Source organism: Pseudoxanthomonas japonensis (assembly GCF_043632995.1).
Taxonomy (GTDB): domain Bacteria; phylum Pseudomonadota; class Gammaproteobacteria; order Xanthomonadales; family Xanthomonadaceae; genus Pseudoxanthomonas_A; species Pseudoxanthomonas_A japonensis.
Window position 1 is genome coordinate 237,627 of record NZ_CP171632.1, and the last position, 18,294, is coordinate 255,920.

At 67.7% G+C, this 18,294-nt stretch carries 19 protein-coding genes; 11 read left to right on the forward strand and 8 right to left on the reverse strand.

The window, feature by feature from the left end:
* Positions 1–2 precede the first annotated feature (2 nt).
* Together ACGHX3_RS01025 and ACGHX3_RS01030 are read right to left on the reverse strand one after the other, a co-directional pair.
* Positions 3–323, reverse strand: coding sequence for a DUF1820 family protein (locus ACGHX3_RS01025; protein WP_162335987.1), 321 nt, complete (start codon positions 321–323; stop codon positions 3–5).
* An 87-nt stretch (positions 324–410) separates the two neighbouring features.
* A complete protein-coding gene (locus ACGHX3_RS01030) occupies positions 411–1,103 on the reverse strand; it encodes a rhomboid family intramembrane serine protease (RefSeq protein WP_162335986.1) in 693 nt (230 codons plus the stop codon).
* A gap of 224 nt (positions 1,104–1,327) precedes the next feature.
* On the opposite strand from ACGHX3_RS01030, the gene ACGHX3_RS01035 reads away from it, so the two are divergent.
* Positions 1,328–2,707 (forward strand): OmpP1/FadL family transporter, encoded by a 1,380-nt coding sequence (locus tag ACGHX3_RS01035; protein ID WP_162335985.1) that lies wholly within the window; start codon positions 1,328–1,330, stop codon positions 2,705–2,707.
* 333 nt (positions 2,708–3,040) lie between these two features.
* On the opposite strand, the gene ACGHX3_RS01040 is transcribed toward ACGHX3_RS01035, so the two are convergent.
* From ACGHX3_RS01040 to putA, 4 genes are read right to left on the reverse strand one after another with little or no spacing between them, the layout of a single operon-like run.
* On the reverse strand, positions 3,041–3,994 hold the full coding sequence (locus ACGHX3_RS01040; protein ID WP_313929424.1) for an SMP-30/gluconolactonase/LRE family protein: 954 nt from the start codon (positions 3,992–3,994) through the stop codon (positions 3,041–3,043).
* Positions 3,995–4,007: 13 nt separating this feature from the next.
* Positions 4,008–5,168 carry a GGDEF domain-containing protein gene (locus tag ACGHX3_RS01045; RefSeq protein ID WP_162335983.1) on the reverse strand — a complete coding sequence of 387 codons (1,161 nt, stop codon included), beginning with the start codon at positions 5,166–5,168 and terminating at the stop codon, positions 4,008–4,010.
* Positions 5,165–5,383 carry a hypothetical protein gene (locus ACGHX3_RS01050; RefSeq protein WP_394696086.1) on the reverse strand — a complete coding sequence of 73 codons (219 nt, stop codon included), beginning with the start codon at positions 5,381–5,383 and terminating at the stop codon, positions 5,165–5,167. Before ACGHX3_RS01050 ends, ACGHX3_RS01045 begins: the two co-directional genes overlap by 4 nt.
* Before the next feature lie 34 nt (positions 5,384–5,417).
* Positions 5,418–8,633, reverse strand: coding sequence for a bifunctional proline dehydrogenase/L-glutamate gamma-semialdehyde dehydrogenase PutA (gene putA, locus ACGHX3_RS01055; RefSeq protein ID WP_394696087.1), 3,216 nt, complete (start codon positions 8,631–8,633; stop codon positions 5,418–5,420).
* A 263-nt stretch (positions 8,634–8,896) separates the two neighbouring features.
* Between putA and ACGHX3_RS01060 the strand changes: the two genes are divergently transcribed.
* From ACGHX3_RS01060 to ACGHX3_RS01085, 6 genes are read left to right on the forward strand one after another with little or no spacing between them, the layout of a single operon-like run.
* Positions 8,897–9,373, forward strand: coding sequence for a DUF2244 domain-containing protein (locus tag ACGHX3_RS01060; protein ID WP_162335980.1), 477 nt, complete (start codon positions 8,897–8,899; stop codon positions 9,371–9,373).
* A gap of 54 nt (positions 9,374–9,427) precedes the next feature.
* A complete protein-coding gene (gene coxB, locus ACGHX3_RS01065) occupies positions 9,428–10,324 on the forward strand; it encodes a cytochrome c oxidase subunit II (protein ID WP_394697211.1) in 897 nt (298 codons plus the stop codon).
* Positions 10,325–10,355: 31 nt separating this feature from the next.
* Positions 10,356–11,987 (forward strand): cytochrome c oxidase subunit I, encoded by a 1,632-nt coding sequence (ctaD, locus tag ACGHX3_RS01070; protein ID WP_162335978.1) that lies wholly within the window; start codon positions 10,356–10,358, stop codon positions 11,985–11,987.
* 19 nt (positions 11,988–12,006) lie between these two features.
* Entirely contained in the window at positions 12,007–12,141 is a 135-nt protein-coding gene (locus ACGHX3_RS01075) for a hypothetical protein (RefSeq protein WP_255430509.1), read from the forward strand.
* The gene (locus ACGHX3_RS01080; protein WP_394696088.1) at positions 12,138–12,716 is read left to right on the forward strand and encodes a cytochrome c oxidase assembly protein; all 579 of its coding nucleotides are present in this window, start codon (positions 12,138–12,140) and stop codon (positions 12,714–12,716) included. The genes ACGHX3_RS01075 and ACGHX3_RS01080 overlap by 4 nt, the downstream gene beginning before the upstream one ends.
* A gap of 28 nt (positions 12,717–12,744) precedes the next feature.
* Entirely contained in the window at positions 12,745–13,623 is an 879-nt protein-coding gene (locus ACGHX3_RS01085; protein WP_162335976.1) for a cytochrome c oxidase subunit 3, read from the forward strand.
* A gap of 127 nt (positions 13,624–13,750) precedes the next feature.
* Here the strand turns inward: ACGHX3_RS01085 and ACGHX3_RS01090 are convergent, their stop codons facing one another.
* Positions 13,751–13,972, reverse strand: a complete 222-nt coding sequence (locus tag ACGHX3_RS01090; protein ID WP_162335975.1) for a twin transmembrane helix small protein — start codon at positions 13,970–13,972, stop codon at positions 13,751–13,753.
* A gap of 89 nt (positions 13,973–14,061) precedes the next feature.
* Between ACGHX3_RS01090 and ACGHX3_RS01095 the strand changes: the two genes are divergently transcribed.
* The 4 genes from ACGHX3_RS01095 to cyoE all read left to right on the forward strand — a co-directional run bounded on the left by ACGHX3_RS01095 (position 14,062) and on the right by cyoE (position 17,699).
* The gene (locus ACGHX3_RS01095) at positions 14,062–14,793 is read left to right on the forward strand and encodes an SURF1 family protein (protein WP_394696089.1); all 732 of its coding nucleotides are present in this window, start codon (positions 14,062–14,064) and stop codon (positions 14,791–14,793) included.
* 227 nt (positions 14,794–15,020) lie between these two features.
* Positions 15,021–15,593, forward strand: a complete 573-nt coding sequence (locus ACGHX3_RS01100; protein WP_313929429.1) for a hypothetical protein — start codon at positions 15,021–15,023, stop codon at positions 15,591–15,593.
* Positions 15,594–15,615: 22 nt separating this feature from the next.
* A complete protein-coding gene (locus ACGHX3_RS01105; protein ID WP_394696090.1) occupies positions 15,616–16,761 on the forward strand; it encodes a heme A synthase in 1,146 nt (381 codons plus the stop codon).
* Positions 16,761–17,699 carry a heme o synthase gene (gene cyoE / locus ACGHX3_RS01110; RefSeq protein WP_162335971.1) on the forward strand — a complete coding sequence of 313 codons (939 nt, stop codon included), beginning with the start codon at positions 16,761–16,763 and terminating at the stop codon, positions 17,697–17,699. The genes ACGHX3_RS01105 and cyoE overlap by 1 nt, the downstream gene beginning before the upstream one ends.
* A 102-nt stretch (positions 17,700–17,801) precedes the next feature.
* On the opposite strand, the gene ACGHX3_RS01115 is transcribed toward cyoE, so the two are convergent.
* Entirely contained in the window at positions 17,802–18,284 is a 483-nt protein-coding gene (locus tag ACGHX3_RS01115; RefSeq protein ID WP_394696091.1) for a beta-lactamase hydrolase domain-containing protein, read from the reverse strand.
* Positions 18,285–18,294: the final 10 nt, after the last annotated feature.

The following is an 18,294-nucleotide window of genomic DNA, read 5'->3' on the forward strand; positions in this document are numbered from 1 at the left end:
GCCTACCGTGGCTTCGCCGGCATCGGGAACGGCGTGACGACCTTTTCGCCGGTGGACGCGTCGCGGATCGCCGACTGGCCTTTGCGCTCCACTTCCTCGATGCGGATGATGCTCTGCATCGGCAGGTGCAGCACCTTGGTGCCGCCGAATTCGTCGCGCAGGCGCTCTTCGGTGGGATCCACGACCAGACCTTCGTGCACGTCGAACACCAGCTCGGCGACTTCGGTGAAGCCCCACAGGCCACTGGCAGCGACGCTGCGTGCGTACAGCTCGTAGACCTTGGTGTGGTTGTGGAAGGTGATCTTGTAGAGCGTGTTCTTCATGCGCGGATTATAGAAGTGAGTGGAGAGGAGTGAGGGGGAGCACACCGCTTTTCCTCACTCCTCACTCCTCCACGTTCACTCCTGCCTTCAGTATCCCTGCCGCTTGCGCATGCGCCGCGCGATCGCGGCGCGCACGAACAGTGCGAACACCACGCCGAACAGGAAGCCGGCGATGTGTGCCCACCACGCCACCGCGCCCAGCGTCGGTCCGGTGTAGGCGAACACCACCTGCAGCAGCGCCCAGATGCCGATCAGCAGCGACGCGGGTGCCTTGACGAATTCCAGGAACAGTCCCAGCGGCAGCACCACGCCGAGCTTGGCGGTAGGGAACAGGGCGAGATAGGCGCCGATGACTGCCGAGATGGCGCCGCTGGCACCGACGATGACGCGGTCCGGCGTACCGATGCTGAGCACGGCGGCGACATTGGCGACGGCGCCGCCCACCAGGAACAGGAGCAGGAACCGCCACGGCCCCATCGCCCGTTCGGAGGGCAGGCCGAAGATGAGCAGGAACACCAGGTTGCCCAGCAGGTGGGCCCAGTCCGCGTGCAGGAACAGCGCAGTGAACAACCGCAGCACCGTGCCGCTCTGCAGCGAGGCCAGCCAGACCTCGGGCGCCACCATGCCGCCGGTCAGTGCCCCCCAGCGCGTCAGCAGGTGGCCCTGGGCAGCGTCCCCCAGTGTCAGCGCCCAGCAGAAGGCGGCGGACAGCAGGACCAGCAGGGCGGGCGTGGCCCAGCGGACGTGCGGTTTCCGGCGGGAAGGAAGCGAGACGAACATGCGGCCGCACTGTACCGGGTCATCGACGGGCTGCCCATGGTGCGCCGTAACGAAACTGAATAGGGGCAATGACTTACAGCGGATTGTTAGCGTTTAGTTAGCGGGTATACTGCATACGGCGTCGTATGTCGGGAGGGGCTTCCGGCAGGCCGAAAGGTGGATTACACACCCCGGCCAGAGGCGACGCAGACGATTCATTACCCACGTCTCCGGAGAGATCAAAGATGGAATTCACCAAGAACCTGACCCGCGTCACCGCGCTGGCGCTCGGCATCGCCGGCGTGCTCGCCTACGGCGATGTCCACGCCGCCGCCTTCCAGCTGAAGGAAAACAGCGTCAAGGCCCAGGGCCGCGCGATGGCCGGTTCGGCCTCCGCCAAGGGCGACGCCTCGGTGGTGGTCAACAACCCCGCCATGATGTCGACCTTCACCGACAAGACCTTCCAGGCCGACGTCACCGCGATCGACCTGTCGTTCGAATTCACCGGTGGCGGCACCGCCGCGGCCGGCACCGCCCTGCAGCAGCCGCTGCGCGGTGGTGACGGCGGAGACGCCGGCGACATCGCCGCCGTGCCGGCCATGTCGTTCATCCTGCCGCTGAGCGACCAGTTCGAGTACGTCACCCTGGGCGCCATGATCAGCGCGCCGTTCGGCCTGAAGACCGATTACGAGTCCGACTGGGTCGGCCGTTACCACGCGCTGGAATCCGACGTGAAGATCGTCGACCTGACGCTGGCCGCTTCGCTGGAACTGAGCGACCGCGCGTCGGTGGGCCTGGGCGTGATCTACGAACACGCCGACGTCACCCTGACCAACGCCGTGGACTTCGGCGCCGGCGTCTGCCGCGTGGCGGTTGCGCTGTGCGTCACCCCGAACCCGGTCGCCGCCCCGTTCGGCCCGCAGAAGAACGACGGCGTCGCCGGCATCTCCGGCACCGACAACAGCTTCGGCTGGCTGGCCGGCATCAGCCTGCGCCCGACCGACAAGCTGTCGCTGGGTTATTCGTACCGTTCCGAGATCGACCACGAGCTGCGCGGCACGGCGACCTTCGAGGTGCCGGCCAACGTGCGCGGCGTGCTGGGCAATGCGATCTACAAGCCGACCGACGGCGGTGGCGCCAAGCTGACCACCCCGGCCACCCACACCTTCAGCGCCACCTACCAGGCCACCGAACGCTTCGCGATCATGGCCGAAGGCGTGCACACCGGTTGGGATTCGCTGAAGGAAATCCGCATCGAGTTCGACAACCCGCTGCAGGCCGACGCGGTGGAGAACTACGACTGGCACGACAGCTGGTTCTATTCGCTGGGCGGCGAGTTCGCGCTCAACGACCGCTTCACGCTGCGTGCCGGTATCGCGCGCGACGAGTCCCCGGTCGCCCGTGCGCACCGCACCCCGCGCATGCCCGACGAAGACCGCAACTGGTACTCGCTGGGCCTGAGCTGGAACGTCAGCGACAACCTGGAGCTCAACGCCAGCTACGTGCGCCTGGAACTGGCGGACAAGCCGGAGATCGACCTGCTGTCGTCCAGCGGTTCGCGCCTGGTCGGCCAGTACGACGGTGGCGCCAACCTGTTCGGCGTGTCGATGCAGTACAAGTTCTGATCGCATCGCGTCTCGGAGCCACGAAAAACCCCGCCTCGGCGGGGTTTTTCTTTGTCCGTGGCCTGCGCGACAACGGAATCCGACGTGGCGTGGTATGCGCACGATGCATGAACCCGTCATCGCGCGTCTTGCGCACGGTACGCCAGCTCCATCTCGGCAGGGGGCCTTGACGCTTTCTCCTCGCAGGAGAGGGGGTGGAGTGAGGGCAGGCAATGCGGTGATGGTTCGGCGGCACACGTACCCTCATCCGGCGCTGCGCGCCACCTTCTCCCGGCGGGAGAAGGATCGAACACGCGTAGCGTGCGCCATGCGCGCGAAGCGCGCGCGGCGCCGTCAGTACGGCAATCCCGCCACGTCCAGGTCGATCGACCACAGGCGGGCCGCGCCAGTGAGGAACAGCGTGCGGCGGTCTTCGCCGCCGAACGCTGCGTTGGTGATGTTGGCATCCACGTGGATCGTCGCCAGCACCTCGCCAGTCGGCGAGAACACGCGCACGCGTTGTTCGCCATGCTCGGTGACGTAGACGTTGCCCAGGCAGTCGATGGCCAGGCCGTCGCCGCCGCTGATGCGCGCAAGGTCGCGGCCTTCGCCTGGCACGCCGTCCTCGATGGCATAGGTGCGCAACACGTCGCCGTCGCCGGTGCCGCCGGCCACGTACAGCGTGTTGCCGTCAGGCGATAGCGCGATGCCGTTGGGATTGCGCAGGCGGTCGTCCACGACCGTCGTCTTGCCGTCGCGATGGCGATAGACGCGCGTGCGCGGTTGCCCGCCCGGTGCGGCCTTGCGCTGGTAGTCCGGATCGGTGAAGTAGAGGGTGCCGTCGGCAGCCATCACCAGGTCGTTCGGCGAGTTGAACGGCGCGCCCTCGAACGTGGAGACGAGGGCCGTCCGCGTGCCGTCGGCCAGATCCACGCGCGCCACCTGCTTGCGGTCGTGGGTGGCCGCGATGAGATGGCCTTCGGTATCCAGTGCGAGGCCGTTGCTGCCACTGTCCTCGACCGCCGTCGCCCAGCCGTCCGGCGGCGTGAATCGCCGGATGCGCGACGGGAATGTCCCGGCGTGCACGAAGTCCGACAGGTACAGCGCCCCATCCTTCCACACCGCGCCTTCATAGAGGCGGTCCTGGTCGTCGTCGACCACCGCCGCGGCCACGCGAGTGGCGGTCATGTCGCCCGAGGGCGCGCGACCCGGATCGGCGGGACAGACCGAGCGGTGCGCCGAGGCGTGGACGAGCGGCGCGGCGCCGCACAGCAGCAGGGCGATGGCGAGGCGGGAGTGCAGTGGCATGGCGATCTCGTGGTCAGGCGGGATGCCAGCGTACCTCGATCCGGTTGCGGCCCTTGTGCTTGGCGGCGTACAGCGCCTCGTCGGCGAGCCGCATCAGCGTGTCGTACGGCGCATCGCGGTCGGCGGTGAAGGAGATGCCGAGGCTGACGGTAACGCGGAAATCATGGCCGCTCGGTGCGAATTCCAGCGCCATCACCTGCTGGCGGATGCGTTCTGCCAGTGCGTGCGCCGTGTCCGGCGGCGTGTCGCGCATCACCAGCATGAATTCTTCGCCGCCCAGGCGCGCGAACAGGTCGCCGCTGCGGATGCAGCCGTGCACCACGTCGGAGAACCGCTGCAGCACCAGGTCGCCGGCTTCGTGGCCGTGGTCGTCGTTGACCGCCTTGAAGTGGTCCAGGTCGAGCGCGATCACCGCCAGCCCGTGTTCGGAGGCGGCCCATCCACCGAGGGATTGCAACTCGTTGTCCAGCCCGCGCCGGTTCAGCGCGCCGGTGAGCGGATCGAACAGGGCGCTGCGCCGCAACGGCTCCGCGGCACGGAAGCTGGCCAGCATCAGCATGCAGAAATTGAGCATGAACCAGATCGACAGGTCCAGGTTCACCCACATCGGATTGGGACCGTAGCGGCCGGTAAGCGCCGCCAGCAGGTCGCCGCCGTACAGCCACAGCAGCACGACGCAGCCCGCCATCATCAGGCGTGCCGGCACGTGGTCGGGGGCCACGCGCAGCACGACCAGGTGGCGCAGCATCACCAGCAGCACGATCACCTCGGTGGCGCTCATCGCCGCGCCCTGTGCCTCGACACCGCCGCCGAGCACGACGCCGGCCAGCGAGAACGCCAGGCACAGCGGCAGCAGTCCCCGTTCCCACCATGCCAGCGTGCGCTGCTGCACGAACTGGATGATCGACCACGCCAGCCCGACCAGGCCGGCGCAGGCGAGCAACCCGCCGGCACCGGCGATGCCGTCCGCGAGCGACTCGTTGCCGGCGCGCTCCAGGGTCTGCGCGGTGCCGTCCAGCATCGCCGCGCCCAGCGAGTACAGGAAGTGCGCCACGCCCCACGTGGCGATGCCGCGTACGCCGCGCGACACCTTGCCCACGTAGAAGAACAGCGCCAGCAGCACGGCGGCGAGTGCGCAATCGCTGAGCAGCAGGTTGTAGAAGTCGGTCGTCATGCGTCGTCGGGGCCTTGCTGGCCGTGGAGCTTCCTGTCGATGCCAGAACGCAGGATACGGCGCAATCCGGCAGTGGCATCGCACCGATGCTGGCGCACGCGCGCCATGTACTCGGCGGCGGCGACCATGGATCCGCAGCATCGCCGCGCGCGGCGCGCGGTGTCAGTGCCGTGGGTCACGCAAAAAGAAAAAGCCCCGCCGGAGCGGGGCTTCATGCAGCGTCCTTTGTGAGATGAAGCGGCTACGGCGTCATTCGCCCAGCGTGAGCAGCGACGCATTGCCGCCGGCCGCCGTGGTGTTGACGGTGACCGTCTTCTCCGTGGCGAAGCGCGGCAGATAGTGCGGACCGCCGGCCTTGGGGCCGGTGCCCGAGAGGCCCTGGCCACCGAACGGCTGCACGCCGACGACGGCGCCGATCTGGTTGCGGTTGACGTAGACGTTGCCGACCTTCACGCGCGCGGCGATGCGGTCGATGGTTTCGTCGATGCGGGAATGCACGCCCAGGGTCAGGCCGTAGCCGGTGGCGTTGATCTGGTCGATCACCGCATCCAACTGGTCGGCCTTCCAGCGCACCACGTGCAGGGCCGGCCCGAAGATCTCCTTCTGCAACTGGTCCAGCGACTTCAGTTCCCACGCGCGCGGCGCGAAGAACGTGCCGTGCGCGGTGTCGTCGCCGGCGTTCGCCTGCTTGATCAGGCGCGCTTCCTTCGCCATGCGCACGGCGTGGTCGTCGAGGATCTTCAGCGCATCGGCGTCGATCACCGGGCCGACGTCGGTCGACAGCAGGCCCGGGTCGCCGATCTTCAGTTCGTCCATCGCGCCGGCGAGCATCGTCATGACCTTGTCGGCGATGTCGTCCTGCACGAACAGCACGCGCGCGGCCGAGCAGCGCTGGCCGGCGGAGGTGAAGGCGGAGCCCATCGCGTCCTTCACCAGCTGCTCCGGCAGTGCCGAGGAGTCGGCGATGAACGCGTTCTGCCCGCCGGTCTCGGCGATCAGCGTGGCGATCGGACCGGCCTCGCGGCCGGCGAGCGCGCGGTTGATCGCGCGCGCGGTCTCGGTGGAGCCGGTGAAGGCGACGCCGGCGACGCGTGGGTCCTTCGTCAGGGCCGCGCCGACGGTGGCACCATCGCCGGGCAGGAACTGCAGCACGGCCTCGGGGATGCCGGCTTCGTGCAGCAGCTTCACCGCGGCATGGCCGATCAGGTTGGTCTGCTCGGCCGGCTTGGCGATCACGCTGTTGCCGGCGGCGAGCGCGGCGCTGACCTGGCCCAGGAAGATCGCCAGCGGGAAGTTCCAAGGACTGATGCAGACGAACACGCCGCGGCCCTGCAGCTGCAGCTGGTTGGATTCGCCGGTCGGACCGGGCAGGTGTTCCGGCGCGCCGAACTGCGCGCGCGCCTGCGCGGCGTAGTAGCGCAGGAAATCGACCGCTTCGCGCACTTCGGCGACGCCGTCGGGGATGGTCTTGCCGGCTTCCTTCACGCACAGCGCGATGTAGTCGGGCAGGCGCTGTTCCAGCAGGTTCGCCGCGTGCTCGAGGATCGCGGCGCGGCTGGCGGCCGGCGTGCGATCCCAGGCCGGTTGCGCGGCGACGGCATTGGCCAGCGCCTTCTCGACGGCGGCGCTGTCGGCCGGCTGCCATTCGCCGACGGTCTGGCGGCGGTCGGCGGGATTGGTCACCGGCAGCGCGTTGCCGGACACGACGGCGCCCGGCACCAGCGGCGCGGCGCGCCACGGCTTCACCGACGCGTTGATGCGCTCGGCCAGGGCACGCAGGTCGTTGTCGTTGGCGAGGTTGGCGCCCATGGAGTTGTTCCTGTCAGAAGAGGCGATGGGAGCCGACTGGCTCCGGAAAAGGTCGACCGGCAGCGGGATGCGCGGATGCGGGATGGACTCGAATTCCGACACGGTCTGCACCGGGTCGCGCACCAGGTCCTCGATGGCGACGTTCTCGTCGGTGATGCGGTTGACGAAGCTGCTGTTGGCGCCGTTCTCGAGCAGGCGGCGCACGAGGTACGGCAGCAGGTCCTCGTGCGAGCCGACCGGCGCGTACACGCGGCACGGTGTGTCGAGGCGGTGCTTCGGCACGACCTCGGCGTACAGGTCGTCGCCCATGCCGTGCAGCTTCTGGTGCTCGTACGGGCGGCCGTCGGCGATGAAGCGGATCGCGGCGATGGTCTGCGCATTGTGGGTGGCGAACATCGGGTACAGCGCATCGCCGTGGTCGAACATGCGGCGTGCATTGGCCAGATACGACACGTCGGTGTTCGGCTTGCGGGTGAACACCGGGTAGCCGGGATGGCCGTCGATCTGCGCGCGCTTGATCTCGGCGTCCCAGTACGCGCCCTTCACCAGGCGCACCGGCATGCGGCGGCCGACGCGGCGGGCGAGATCGGCGAGAAAGTCGATCACGTACGGCGTGCGCTTCTGGTAGGCCTGCACGGCCAGGCCGTAGCCTTCCCAGCCATCGAGTGAGGCATCGGAGAAGGTCGCTTCGATCAGGTCCAGCGAGAGCTCCAGGCGGTCGGCTTCCTCGGCATCGATGGTGAAGCCGATGCCATAGGACTTGGCCAGTTGCGCCAGTTCCAGGATGGCCGGGGCCAGGTCCTTCATCACGCGGGCGCGCTTGGCGTGCTCGTAGCGCGGGTGCAGCGCGGAGAGCTTGATCGAGATGCTCGGCGCCGCGAACACGTCCGCGAAGGGACCGGTACGGCCGATCGCATGGATCGCCTGGCGGTAGGCCTCCAGGTAGCGGGCGGCGTCCCGGGTGGTCAGCGCGCCCTCGCCCAGCATGTCGAACGAGTAGCGGTAGTCGGCGTTGTCGCCCTTGCGGCTGCGGGCCAGCGCCTCGTCGATGGTGCGGCCCATGACGAACTGGTGGCCCATGATGCGCATGGCCTGGCGCACGGCGAGGCGGATGACCGGCTCGCCGACGCGGCCGACCAGGCGCTTGAAGGCGCCGGGCACATCGGCGCGGGTCAGGTCGTTCAGGTTGACCAGCCTGCCGGTCAGCATCAGGCCCCAGGTGGAGGCATTGACCAGCACCGAGTCGCTCTGGCCCAGGTGCTTTTCCCAGTCGGCATCGCCCAGCTTGTCGCGGATCAGCTTGTCCGCGGTCTCCTGGTCCGGGATGCGCAGCAGGGCTTCGGCCACGCACATCAGCAGGACGCCTTCCTCGCTGCCCAGGTCGTACTGGCGCATGAAGGCCTCGATGGCGCCCTGGTCCTGCGCGCGGGCGCGGACCCGCTTCACCAGGTCCACGGCCAGCTTCTGCGCCTGGATCTGCTCGTCGGCCGGCAGGCGGGCCTGTTCCAGCAGCTCGTGGACATGCTCGGTCTCGTCGCGCAGCCAGGCCGCCGTGATGGCGGCCCGCAGGGCGGCCGGCGGCGCGGGAAGCTCGGGGGAGACGATGGCGCCGGCCATCGGGGCGGCGGGCGACGGGACGGGCGAAGGGGTCGACATGACGGCAGGGCAGTCCAAAGGCAGTCCATTAGTTTAGGGCCGCGCGGGCAGCCCGGATATGCCTGTCGTGCGGGGTTTGCGGGCCTCGGGCGTGTCGCTGGGCGAGGCGGTGACGCACGTCGCGGAACGCCGCCGTTGGCGCGCGCCGCACCCTCGAACGCGGGCCACGGCGCCTTGTCCTCGATCAATGCACCTTGCCGCCCCCTGTGCTCGGGAGCTACCATTCAGCGGTTTTCCGCAGCCCGGATCGTGTGGCGGGCGACATGATCGAAGTGGTGCCGTCATCGTGGGACGGACACGGCGCGCAGGTCCGCCTGCGGCCGCCGCGGGCGCTGACGCGCCGCCAGTTCGTGATGTTGTTCGCGGCATTGTCGGGTGCGATGTGGGTCGTCGCCGTGCTGGGCTGGTGGGGAGGCAATGCCTTCGCGCCGGCCTTTGCGTTGCTCCATTCGGCCATCGTGGCCACGGCGTTGCATGCGTCGTGGCGCCATGGCGACCGGGGCGAGGAGATCCGCATCGGGCCCGACGCGGTGGAGGTGACCACCTCCGGCGGAGGGTTGGTGTTCCGTGCGCACCCGTACTGGGTACGCCTGGGCATCGCGCGGGGAGGCGAAAGGATTTCGCTGGCTTCCAGTGGCAGGCAGGTGCAGGTGGGCGACTTCCTGGGACCGGCCGAGCGGCGGCAGCTGGCGGAGACCTTGCAGGATCTACTGGCGGCCGCGAGCGGCCGCAACCGATGACGCATTGGGGTCTAGGCAATGACGCAAGTGAATGGAGTGTGGAAGCGGTTGGCGATGGCGTGCACGCTGCTGGCGATGCCGGCGCTGGCCTGGGCGCAGTCGGCTGACCCGCACCGGTGGCAGCTGAACATGGGCAAGGGCGTCACCGCGTCCTCGCAGCATGCCTACGACGCGCACATGATCGCGCTGATCGTGTGCATCGTGATCGGCATCATCGTGTTCGGCGCGATGGGCTACGCGATGTTCAAGTTCCGCAAGTCCAAGGGTGCGGTGGCCGCGCAGTTCAGCCACAACACCACCGCCGAGATCATCTGGACCGTCATCCCGGTGCTGATCCTGGTGGTCATGGCCTGGCCGGCGACCGCCAAGCTGATCGCCATGTACGACACCCGCGACGCCGAGATGACGGTCAAGGTCACCGGCTACCAGTGGATGTGGAAGTACGAGTACCTGGGTGAGGACGTGTCCTTCACCAGCCGTCTGGACCGCGAGTCCGACCGCATCCGCCAGAGCGGCGAGAAGCCCGACCTGGTGAAGAACCCGCACTACCTGCTGGACGTCGACAACCAGCTGGTGCTGCCGACCGATACCAAGATCCGCTTCGTGATCACCGCCGACGACGTCATCCACGCATGGTGGGTGCCGGCGCTGGGCTGGAAGCAGGACGCCATCCCGGGCATCGTCAACGAGGCCTGGACCGACATCAAGGAACCGGGCGTCTACCGCGGCCAATGCGCCGAACTGTGCGGCAAGGACCACGGTTTCATGCCGATCGTCGTGAAGGCGGTGCCGAAGGCCGAGTTCGAGCAGTGGCTGGCCTCGAAGAAGCCTGCCCCGGCCGCCGAACCGGCGCCGGCCGCACCGTCTCCGGAGACCGCGCCTGCGGAAGCCGCCCCGGCCAACGCCGCCGCCTCCGCTGCCGAGACCCCCGCGCCGTCGGCGCAGGGCTGATCGTCCGATTTAGCTGCAAGAGAGTAAGCACATGGCCAACTCCAACGTCGCCCACGATTCCCATCACGACGGGCACGACGATCATCACGGTCACCAGCAGGGCTTCATCGACCGGTGGTTCTTCTCCACGAACCACAAGGACATCGGTACCCTCTACCTGATCTTCAGCTTCATCATGTTCATCATCGGCGCGGGCATGTCGGTGATCATCCGTGCCGAACTGATGGTGCCGGGCCTGCAGTTCGTCAGCCCCGAATTCTTCAACCAGATGACCACCGTGCACGCGCTGGTCATGATCTTCGGCGGCGTGATGCCGGCCTTCGTCGGCCTGGCCAACTGGATGATCCCGCTGCAGGTCGGCGCGCCGGACATGGCGCTGCCGCGCATGAACAACTGGTCCTTCTGGATCATGCCGTTCGCCTTCACCCTGCTGCTGATGTCGCTGTTCCTGCCGGGCGGCGCGCCTGCCGGCGGCTGGACGCTGTACCCGCCGCTGTCGCTGCAGGGCGGCTACAACGTCGCGTTCACCATCTTCGCGATCCACATGATGGGCGTCAGCTCGATCATGGGCGCCATCAACATCATCGCGACCGTGCTGAACATGCGCGCGCCGGGCATCGACCTGCTGAAGATGCCGATCTTCTGCTGGACCTGGCTGATCACCGCGTTCCTGCTGATCGCGGTCATGCCGGTGCTGGCGGGCGCGGTGACCATGCTGCTGACCGACAAGTTCTTCGGCACCAGCTTCTTCAATGCGGCCGGCGGCGGCGACCCGGTGATGTACCAGCACATCTTCTGGTTCTTCGGTCACCCCGAGGTCTACATCATGATCCTGCCGGCGTTCGGCGTGGTGTCGGAAATCATCCCGACCTTCAGCCGCAAGCCGCTGTTCGGCTACCAGGCCATGGTGTACGCGACCGCCTCGATCGCGTTCCTGTCGTTCATCGTGTGGGCGCACCACATGTTCACGGTGGGCATGCCGCTGGGCGGCGAAATCTACTTCATGTTCGCCACCATGCTGATCGCGATCCCGACCGGCGTGAAGGTGTTCAACTGGGTCAGCACGATGTGGCGCGGCTCGCTGTCCTTCGAGACGCCGATGCTGTGGGCCGTGGGCTTCGTCATCCTGTTCACCATCGGCGGTTTCTCCGGCCTGATGCTGGCCATCGTGCCGGCGGACTTCCAGTACCACGACACCTACTTCGTGGTGGCGCACTTCCACTACGTGCTGGTGACCGGCGCGCTGTTCTCCATCATCGCGGCGACCTACTACTGGTGGCCGAAGTGGACCGGCCGCATGTACAACGAGTTCTGGGGCAAGTTCCATTTCTGGTGGACGATCGTCTTCGTCAACCTGCTGTTCTTCCCGCAGCACTTCCTGGGCCTGGCCGGCATGCCGCGCCGCATCCCGGACTACAACCCGGTGTTCGCGGACTGGAACCTCATCAGCTCGATCGGCGCGTTCGGCATGTTCGTCACGCCGTTCATGATGGCCGCGATCCTGTGGGCCTCGCTGCGCAATGGCGCCAAGGCCGAAGCCCGCGCCTGGGAAAACGCCAAGGGCCTGGAGTGGACCGTGCCGTCGCCGGCGCCGCACCACACCTTCACCACGCCGCCGGTCATCAAGGACGGCGACCTGGCGCACGGCGACGTGACGCACTGACACGCCTGAGCCCGGCCGCATGAACGTCCCCGCCTTCACTCCCGAAGAGCTCGCGCGCCGCCGCAAGGCGGTGCTGCGGACCGCGTGGGTGATCGGCGGCATCGCCTTCGCGATCTTCGCGGCCTTCATCGGTCGCGCGGTGTTGAGCGCATGACGGCCGGCAAGTCCAACTCGGCGGGCCTGTTCAAGCTGGTCGGCGTGGCGATGGCGGTGTTCGTGCTGACGTTCTCGCTGGTGCCGCTGTACCGCATCGCCTGCGAGAAGGTGTTCGGCATCCGCCTGGAGCAGGGTCCGGGACAGGTCGCGGCGGCAGTGGCGGCCAAGGCCAAACGCACCGTCACCGTGCAGTTCGACGGTGGCGTGAACTCCAAGCTGCCGTGGGCGTTCAACCCGGAGCAGCTGACCATGCAGGTCGTGCCCGGCGAGCTGTACGAAGCCAAGTATTTCGCGCGCAACGACAGCGACAAGGCCGTGGTGGGCAGCGCGGTGCCGTCGGTCGCGCCGGCGCGCGCGTCCGGCTATTTCACCAAGACCGAGTGCTTCTGCTTCACCGCCCAGACCCTGCAGCCCGGCGAAAGCCGCGACATGCCGGTCCGCTTCATCGTGGACCAGGACCTGCCGGCGGAAGTGAAGACCATCACCCTGTCGTATACCTTCTTCAAGAACGACGCCCTGACCGCGCAGATCGGCACGGGCACGGCGTCGCCCAAGCCGCTCGCGGCACCCTGACTTCGCCTTAGCAACCGGAAGCATCGCCATGGCAAACGCCTCATCGCCAGACGCCAACATCTACTTCGTGCCGCATAGCTCCAAGTGGCCGTTCGTGGGCTCCATCGCCATGTTCATCACGATGTTCGGCGTGGCCAGCTGGCTCAACGACCTGTCGTGGGGCATGTGGACGTTCTATGCCGGCGTCGTGGGCCTGTGCGCCACGCTGTTCATGTGGTTCGGCGACGTGATCCGCGAGTCGGTGAGCGGCAGCTACAACCGCCAGGTGGACGTGTCGTTCCGCATGGGCATGGTGTGGTTCATCTTCTCGGAAGTGATGTTCTTCGCCGCGTTCTTCGGTGCGCTGTTCTATGCGCGCACGCTGTCGCTGCCGTGGCTGGGCGGTGAAGGCGACGGCGTGATGACCAACAGCCTGCTGTGGGAAGGGTTCTCGGCCGCATGGCCGAGCGCCGGTCCGGGCCAGGTCGGTGGCCACTTCCAGACCATCCCGGCGTGGGGCCTGCCGCTGCTCAACACACTGATCCTGCTGACCTCCGGCGTCACCATCACCATCGCGCACCACGCGCTGAAGGCCGGTCACCGCAGCCAGCTGCTGATCTGGCTGGGCGCCACGGTGCTGCTGGGCTGCGTGTTCCTGTTCTTCCAGGCCGAGGAATACATCCACGCCTACAAGGAGCTGAACCTGACGCTGGGCTCGGGCATCTACGGTTCCACGTTCTTCATGCTGACCGGCTTCCACGGCCTGCACGTGACGCTGGGCACGATCATGCTGGCGATCATCTGGTTCCGCTGCGCCAAGGGTCACTTCACCAAGGACGACCACTTCGGTTTCGAAGCCGTCGCCTGGTACTGGCACTTCGTCGACGTGGTGTGGCTGGGCCTGTTCCTGTTCGTCTACGTGTTGTGATTCGTGATTCGTGATTGGTGATGGGTGATTCGCTGACAGCGAAAGCACCACACATAGCGAGAGCGACGGAGATCCCGTCGCTCTTTGCTTTTACGAATCACGCATCACCAGTTACGAATCACGGCTCTCAGCCGGGATTGATGCCGTGCGGCTGGATCCAGCCCATCTTGATGGCCAGCACGACCAGCAGGATCAGGCCGACGGACAGCGCGATGCGTCGGGTCAGTGCGTTCACCGTGCGCTTGCTCTCGCCCTTGTCCACCAGCATGTAGTACAGGCCCGCGCCCAGGTTCCAGACGATGAGGATGAGGAAGGCGATGATCAGCAGGGTTTTCAGCGAATCGTTCATGGCGTCCTCGTCGGGACCTCGGCAGTGAGGCGCGCATTATCGCGCCATCGGCGTGAGCCGATGGTGGGTGCGACATTCGGACGCAGCCGATGAGCCGGCGCATGCCGCTGCCGATGGGATGGACCCTGGCCGTGCTGGCCATGTCGCTGTTCGGCAGCCTTGGCGCCTGGCAGTGGGGCCGGGCCGAACAGAAAGAGGCGATGCTGTCGGAAACCACGCGCGTGCTGACCGAGCGCCAGGTGCAGCCCCTGGGGCTGGCCGCGGACAGGGCGCGATCGCAGGCGTACGACTGGGTAGCGGGCGAGGGCGAGTTCCTGCCTGCGCCGGCGATCCTGCTCGACAACCAGACGCGTGATCGCCAGCCTGGCGTACGCGCCTATCGTGTCTTCCAGCCCACTGCGGGAGCACCGCTGCTCGTGGAGCTGGGCTGGCTGCCGGTGCCGGGCGATCGCACAATGCCGGCCGTGGCGCCGCTGGCGGGGCAGCATCGCGTGGCGGGCCTGCTGGTACCGCCGCCCTCGGAGGGCATCGCCCAGGCGCCGCCCAGCCCGCAGGCGGATGGCAGCCTGCTGGTGATCGCGCTGCAGCGGCAGGAGATCGCCCAGGCGCTGGGCCTGTCCTCATTGGCACCGCGCGTGCTGAAGCTGGATCCCGACCTGCCGTTGGGCTACGCCCGCGACCTCGACATCCTGCCCAACACGCTGCCGCCGGAGCGGCACATCGGCTATGCCGTGCAGTGGTTCGGGCTGGCGGGCGCGGTGTTCGTTACCGCGCTGGTGCTGACCTGGCGCAGCCGGAGGGGGGCGCGACAGGGTCGCTGAGCGAGCACGGGACAGGCGCGCTGAATCCCCGTAACCCCATTCGTGGTGAGCTTGTCGAACCACGCTTTTCGAGGGCAGGGCAAGGTGATCGTGACATGTCGATCCAGCGCAAAGCGCGTGGTTCGACAAGCTCACCACGAACGGAATGGAGGCGCGGTGGCCGTTCGTCCGCGGCATCCGGTTCTCGGACAGGGGCAATGATCGCCCGGGCGTGAGAAAATGCGCCCATGGACCCAAAACCATTCGATCCCGCGCAGCGGCGTCGCGGGCGGTGGATGCTCGTCGGCCTGTTCGCCCTGTTCTTCGGCACCGTGTTCGGCGCCGGCCTGCTGCGCTTCTCCGGCTGGCAGCCGGCGGCCCACAAGAACCACGGCCAGATGCTGCAGCCCCCGGCGGACGCGCGCGACCTGACGCTGTCGCTGTCCGATGGCGACACCTACGACTGGAAACCGGCGGAGCGTCGCTGGCGCATCGTCGCCGCACCGGCACCGGGCTGCACGCAGGCGTGCACGAAGCTGGCGACCGACCTGGATACCGTGTGGCAGCTGTTCGGCCACAACGCCGACGAGGTCGACATCCTGTGGCTCGGCGACTATCCCGCGGATGCGCCACGCCACTCCGCGCTGCGCCAGGTGCGCGCCGACGATCCGCTGCGCACGCGCCTGCCGCAGGTGGACGACGCGGCCGGTACGCCGGTCTACGTGATCGATCCCCACGGCTTCATCATCCTGCGCTATGCCCCGGGCTTCGATCCGGGCCACCTGCGCACCGATGTTGCCAAGCTCATCAAGCTCATCTGAGCCACCGCCAGAATCACCGATGATGAATGCCGTCGCACGTCCCGTTATCTACCGTCATTTCCATCGCATCGCCTGGCTGGCGGTCGCGCTGACGCTGTGCGTCGTCGTGTTCGGCGCCTTCGTGCGCCTGTCCGATGCCGGCCTCAGCTGCCCCGACTGGCCGACCTGCTACGGCCGCGCCGCATGGCCGAAGGCGGTCGATGAAGCGGCCTCGCACGTCGCCAGCGAGATCCGTCCGTTCGAAACCCACAAGGCCTGGCGCGAGCAGGTGCACCGCCACCTCGCCGCCTCGCTGGGCGTGCTGGTGCTGGTGCTGGCCTTGCTCGCTGCGCGCCGCCGCCGCTGGGGCGTCGCGCAGATCCTGGTCGCCGCAGGTCTCGTTGGCGCGGCGATTCCGCTGTACATGCACGGCGAGCACGTGCAGGCGTCCGTGCTCGCGATCCTGGGCGAAGCGGTCCTGCTGTTCGCCGCGTTGCGCTGGTCGAACATCGACCTGGCGCGCGCGGGCGCGCTGACGCTGGCGGTGATCATCTTCCAGGCCCTGCTCGGCATGTGGACGGTGACCTGGCTGCTGAAGCCGATCGTGGTGATGGGCCATCTGCTGGGCGGCCTGACCACGTTCTCGCTGCTGGTGTGGATGGCGTGGCGCGCCACCGACCGGCCGATCACGCTGGCCGATGCGACCGTGCTGCGGCGCTGGCTGATCGGCGGGCTGATGCTGCTCGGCATCCAGATCGCGCTGGGCGGCTGGGTCAGTGCGAACTACGCGGCGCTGGCCTGCGGCATGGATTTCCCGAAGTGCGTGGGCCAGTGGGCGCCGCCGGCGGATTTCAGCGAGGCGTTCGTGCTGTGGCGTGGCATCGGCGTGGACTACGAAGGCGGCGTGCTCGACGGTGCCGCGCGCATCGCGATCCAGCTGAGCCATCGCATCATGGCGGTGATCGTCGCGCTGTATGTGCTGGCGCTGGCGCTGCGCCTGTTCCGCACGCCCGGCATGCGCAGCTGGTCGCTGACGCTGGTCGTGCTGATCGCTGCGCAGGTCACGCTGGGCATCCTCAACGTGAAGCTCAACCTGCCGCTGCCGGTCGCCGTCGCGCATAACGCCGGCGCGGTGCTGCTGCTGTTCACGATGGTCTCGCTCACCGCGCGCCTGCGCAGGCCCGACTGATGGCGTCGACGTTCCGACAGTACTGGGACCTGACCAAGCCGCGCGTGGTGGCGTTGATCGTGTTCACCGCGATCGTCGGCATGTTCCTCGCCATCGACGGCCTGCCGGACGGCGCCGAGCTGCTGCGTGGTGCGCTCGGCTTCCTCGGCATCTGGCTGGCGGCGTCCAGCGCCGCCGCGATCAACCAGCTGCTCGATGCGCGCATCGACGCCAAGATGGCGCGTACCTCGTGGCGTCCGCTGGTGCAGGGGCAGGTGAAGCCCTGGCAGGCGCTGGCGTTCGCGCTGGTGCTGGCGGCGCTGTCGATGACGGTGCTGGTGGTCTGGGTCAACACGATCACCGCGATCCTGACCTTCGCCTCGCTGATCGGCTACGCGGTGATCTACACCGTGTTCCTGAAGCGCGCCACGCCGCAGAACATCGTCATCGGCGGCATCGCCGGCGCGGCGCCGCCGCTGCTGGGCTGGGCCACGATGACCGGCATGCAGGGCGAGTGGGACTGGCCGCATGCGTTGCTGCTGGTGCTCATCATCTTCGTGTGGACGCCGCCGCATTTCTGGGCGCTGGCGATCTTCCGTCGCGAGGACTACGCACGCGCGCTGGTGCCGATGCTGCCGGTGACGCACGGGGTGACCTACACGCGCTGGCAGATCCTGTTCTACACGGTGCTGCTGGTCGAAGTGACGGTGCTGCCGGTCGTGTTCGGCATGAGCGGCTTCTTCTACCTGGGGGGAGCGCTGGTGCTCGGCGCGGTGTTCCTCTGGTACGCGTGGCGGCTGCTGGATCCGCCGGACGAGTTTTTCCCGATGCGCGTATTCAACTACTCGATCGTCTACCTGATGGCGCTGTTCGCCTTCCTGCTGGTCGATCACTGGGTGATGCCGCTGCTGCGGCCCGCGGCGGCGTCGGCCGGCATCGAGTTCGTGCCGGCGGGTTAGTGATTGCTGGTCGTGGGAGCGACGTCAGTCGCGAAATGAGCCCCATGAATGCGTTATCGCGACTGACGTCGCTCCCACAACCGGCATCGTGGCGGTGACACGTCAGGGCTTGCCCAACTGCTCCGCTACCACCGGTTCCAGCGATTTCAAGCCCGCTTTGCGGCCCAGCTCCAGCGCTTCCTCACGCGGGACGCCCCGCGCCGCCGCGTCCATCGCCAGCAGCGCGCCAACGCGGTTGCCGGAGGCGCAATGCAGCAGCACGTCGCCGTCCTGCGCTCTCAGAAGATCGCCCAGTGCCTTCGCATTCGCCGGGGTGACGTCGTCCTTGCCGGTGATCGGCAGGGCGATGTAGTGCAGGCCCAGGCGCTGCGCTTCGGCGGCCTCGTCATAGCCGCGGTCTTCCTGCGGCCCGCGCAGGTCGATCACGGTGCGCACGCCTTCGGACTTCAGGCGCGCAAGATCGTCCTGCGACGGCTGGCCACCGGTGTGCAGGCCGGGCTGGGGTTGGGCGAAGTCGGTGGCATGCGCAGCGAACGATGCGCAGCCCACCAGCAAGGTCGATAGCAGAAAGGCGAAACGGGTCATCACGGACTCC

Coding starts and splice junctions, on each gene's coding strand:
- ACGHX3_RS01040 (WP_313929424.1), bottom strand. CDS start 3,994: ATGCCACTGCACTCCCGCCTCGCCATCGCCCTGCTGCTGTGCGGCGCC.
- coxB (WP_394697211.1), top strand. CDS start 9,428: ATGGCGTGCACGCTGCTGGCGATGCCGGCGCTGGCCTGGGCGCAGTCG.
- ACGHX3_RS01105 (WP_394696090.1), top strand. CDS start 15,616: ATGAATGCCGTCGCACGTCCCGTTATCTACCGTCATTTCCATCGCATC.
- ACGHX3_RS01030 (WP_162335986.1), bottom strand. CDS start 1,103: ATGTTCGTCTCGCTTCCTTCCCGCCGGAAACCGCACGTCCGCTGGGCC.
- ACGHX3_RS01115 (WP_394696091.1), bottom strand. CDS start 18,284: ATGACCCGTTTCGCCTTTCTGCTATCGACCTTGCTGGTGGGCTGCGCA.
- ACGHX3_RS01025 (WP_162335987.1), bottom strand. CDS start 323: ATGAAGAACACGCTCTACAAGATCACCTTCCACAACCACACCAAGGTC.
- ctaD (WP_162335978.1), top strand. CDS start 10,356: ATGGCCAACTCCAACGTCGCCCACGATTCCCATCACGACGGGCACGAC.
- ACGHX3_RS01085 (WP_162335976.1), top strand. CDS start 12,745: ATGGCAAACGCCTCATCGCCAGACGCCAACATCTACTTCGTGCCGCAT.
- ACGHX3_RS01050 (WP_394696086.1), bottom strand. CDS start 5,383: ATGAAGCCCCGCTCCGGCGGGGCTTTTTCTTTTTGCGTGACCCACGGC.
- ACGHX3_RS01095 (WP_394696089.1), top strand. CDS start 14,062: ATGAGCCGGCGCATGCCGCTGCCGATGGGATGGACCCTGGCCGTGCTG.
- cyoE (WP_162335971.1), top strand. CDS start 16,761: ATGGCGTCGACGTTCCGACAGTACTGGGACCTGACCAAGCCGCGCGTG.
- ACGHX3_RS01045 (WP_162335983.1), bottom strand. CDS start 5,168: ATGACGACCGACTTCTACAACCTGCTGCTCAGCGATTGCGCACTCGCC.
- ACGHX3_RS01080 (WP_394696088.1), top strand. CDS start 12,138: ATGACGGCCGGCAAGTCCAACTCGGCGGGCCTGTTCAAGCTGGTCGGC.
- putA (WP_394696087.1), bottom strand. CDS start 8,633: ATGTCGACCCCTTCGCCCGTCCCGTCGCCCGCCGCCCCGATGGCCGGC.
- ACGHX3_RS01075 (WP_255430509.1), top strand. CDS start 12,007: ATGAACGTCCCCGCCTTCACTCCCGAAGAGCTCGCGCGCCGCCGCAAG.
- ACGHX3_RS01100 (WP_313929429.1), top strand. CDS start 15,021: ATGGACCCAAAACCATTCGATCCCGCGCAGCGGCGTCGCGGGCGGTGG.
- ACGHX3_RS01035 (WP_162335985.1), top strand. CDS start 1,328: ATGGAATTCACCAAGAACCTGACCCGCGTCACCGCGCTGGCGCTCGGC.
- ACGHX3_RS01060 (WP_162335980.1), top strand. CDS start 8,897: ATGATCGAAGTGGTGCCGTCATCGTGGGACGGACACGGCGCGCAGGTC.
- ACGHX3_RS01090 (WP_162335975.1), bottom strand. CDS start 13,972: ATGAACGATTCGCTGAAAACCCTGCTGATCATCGCCTTCCTCATCCTC.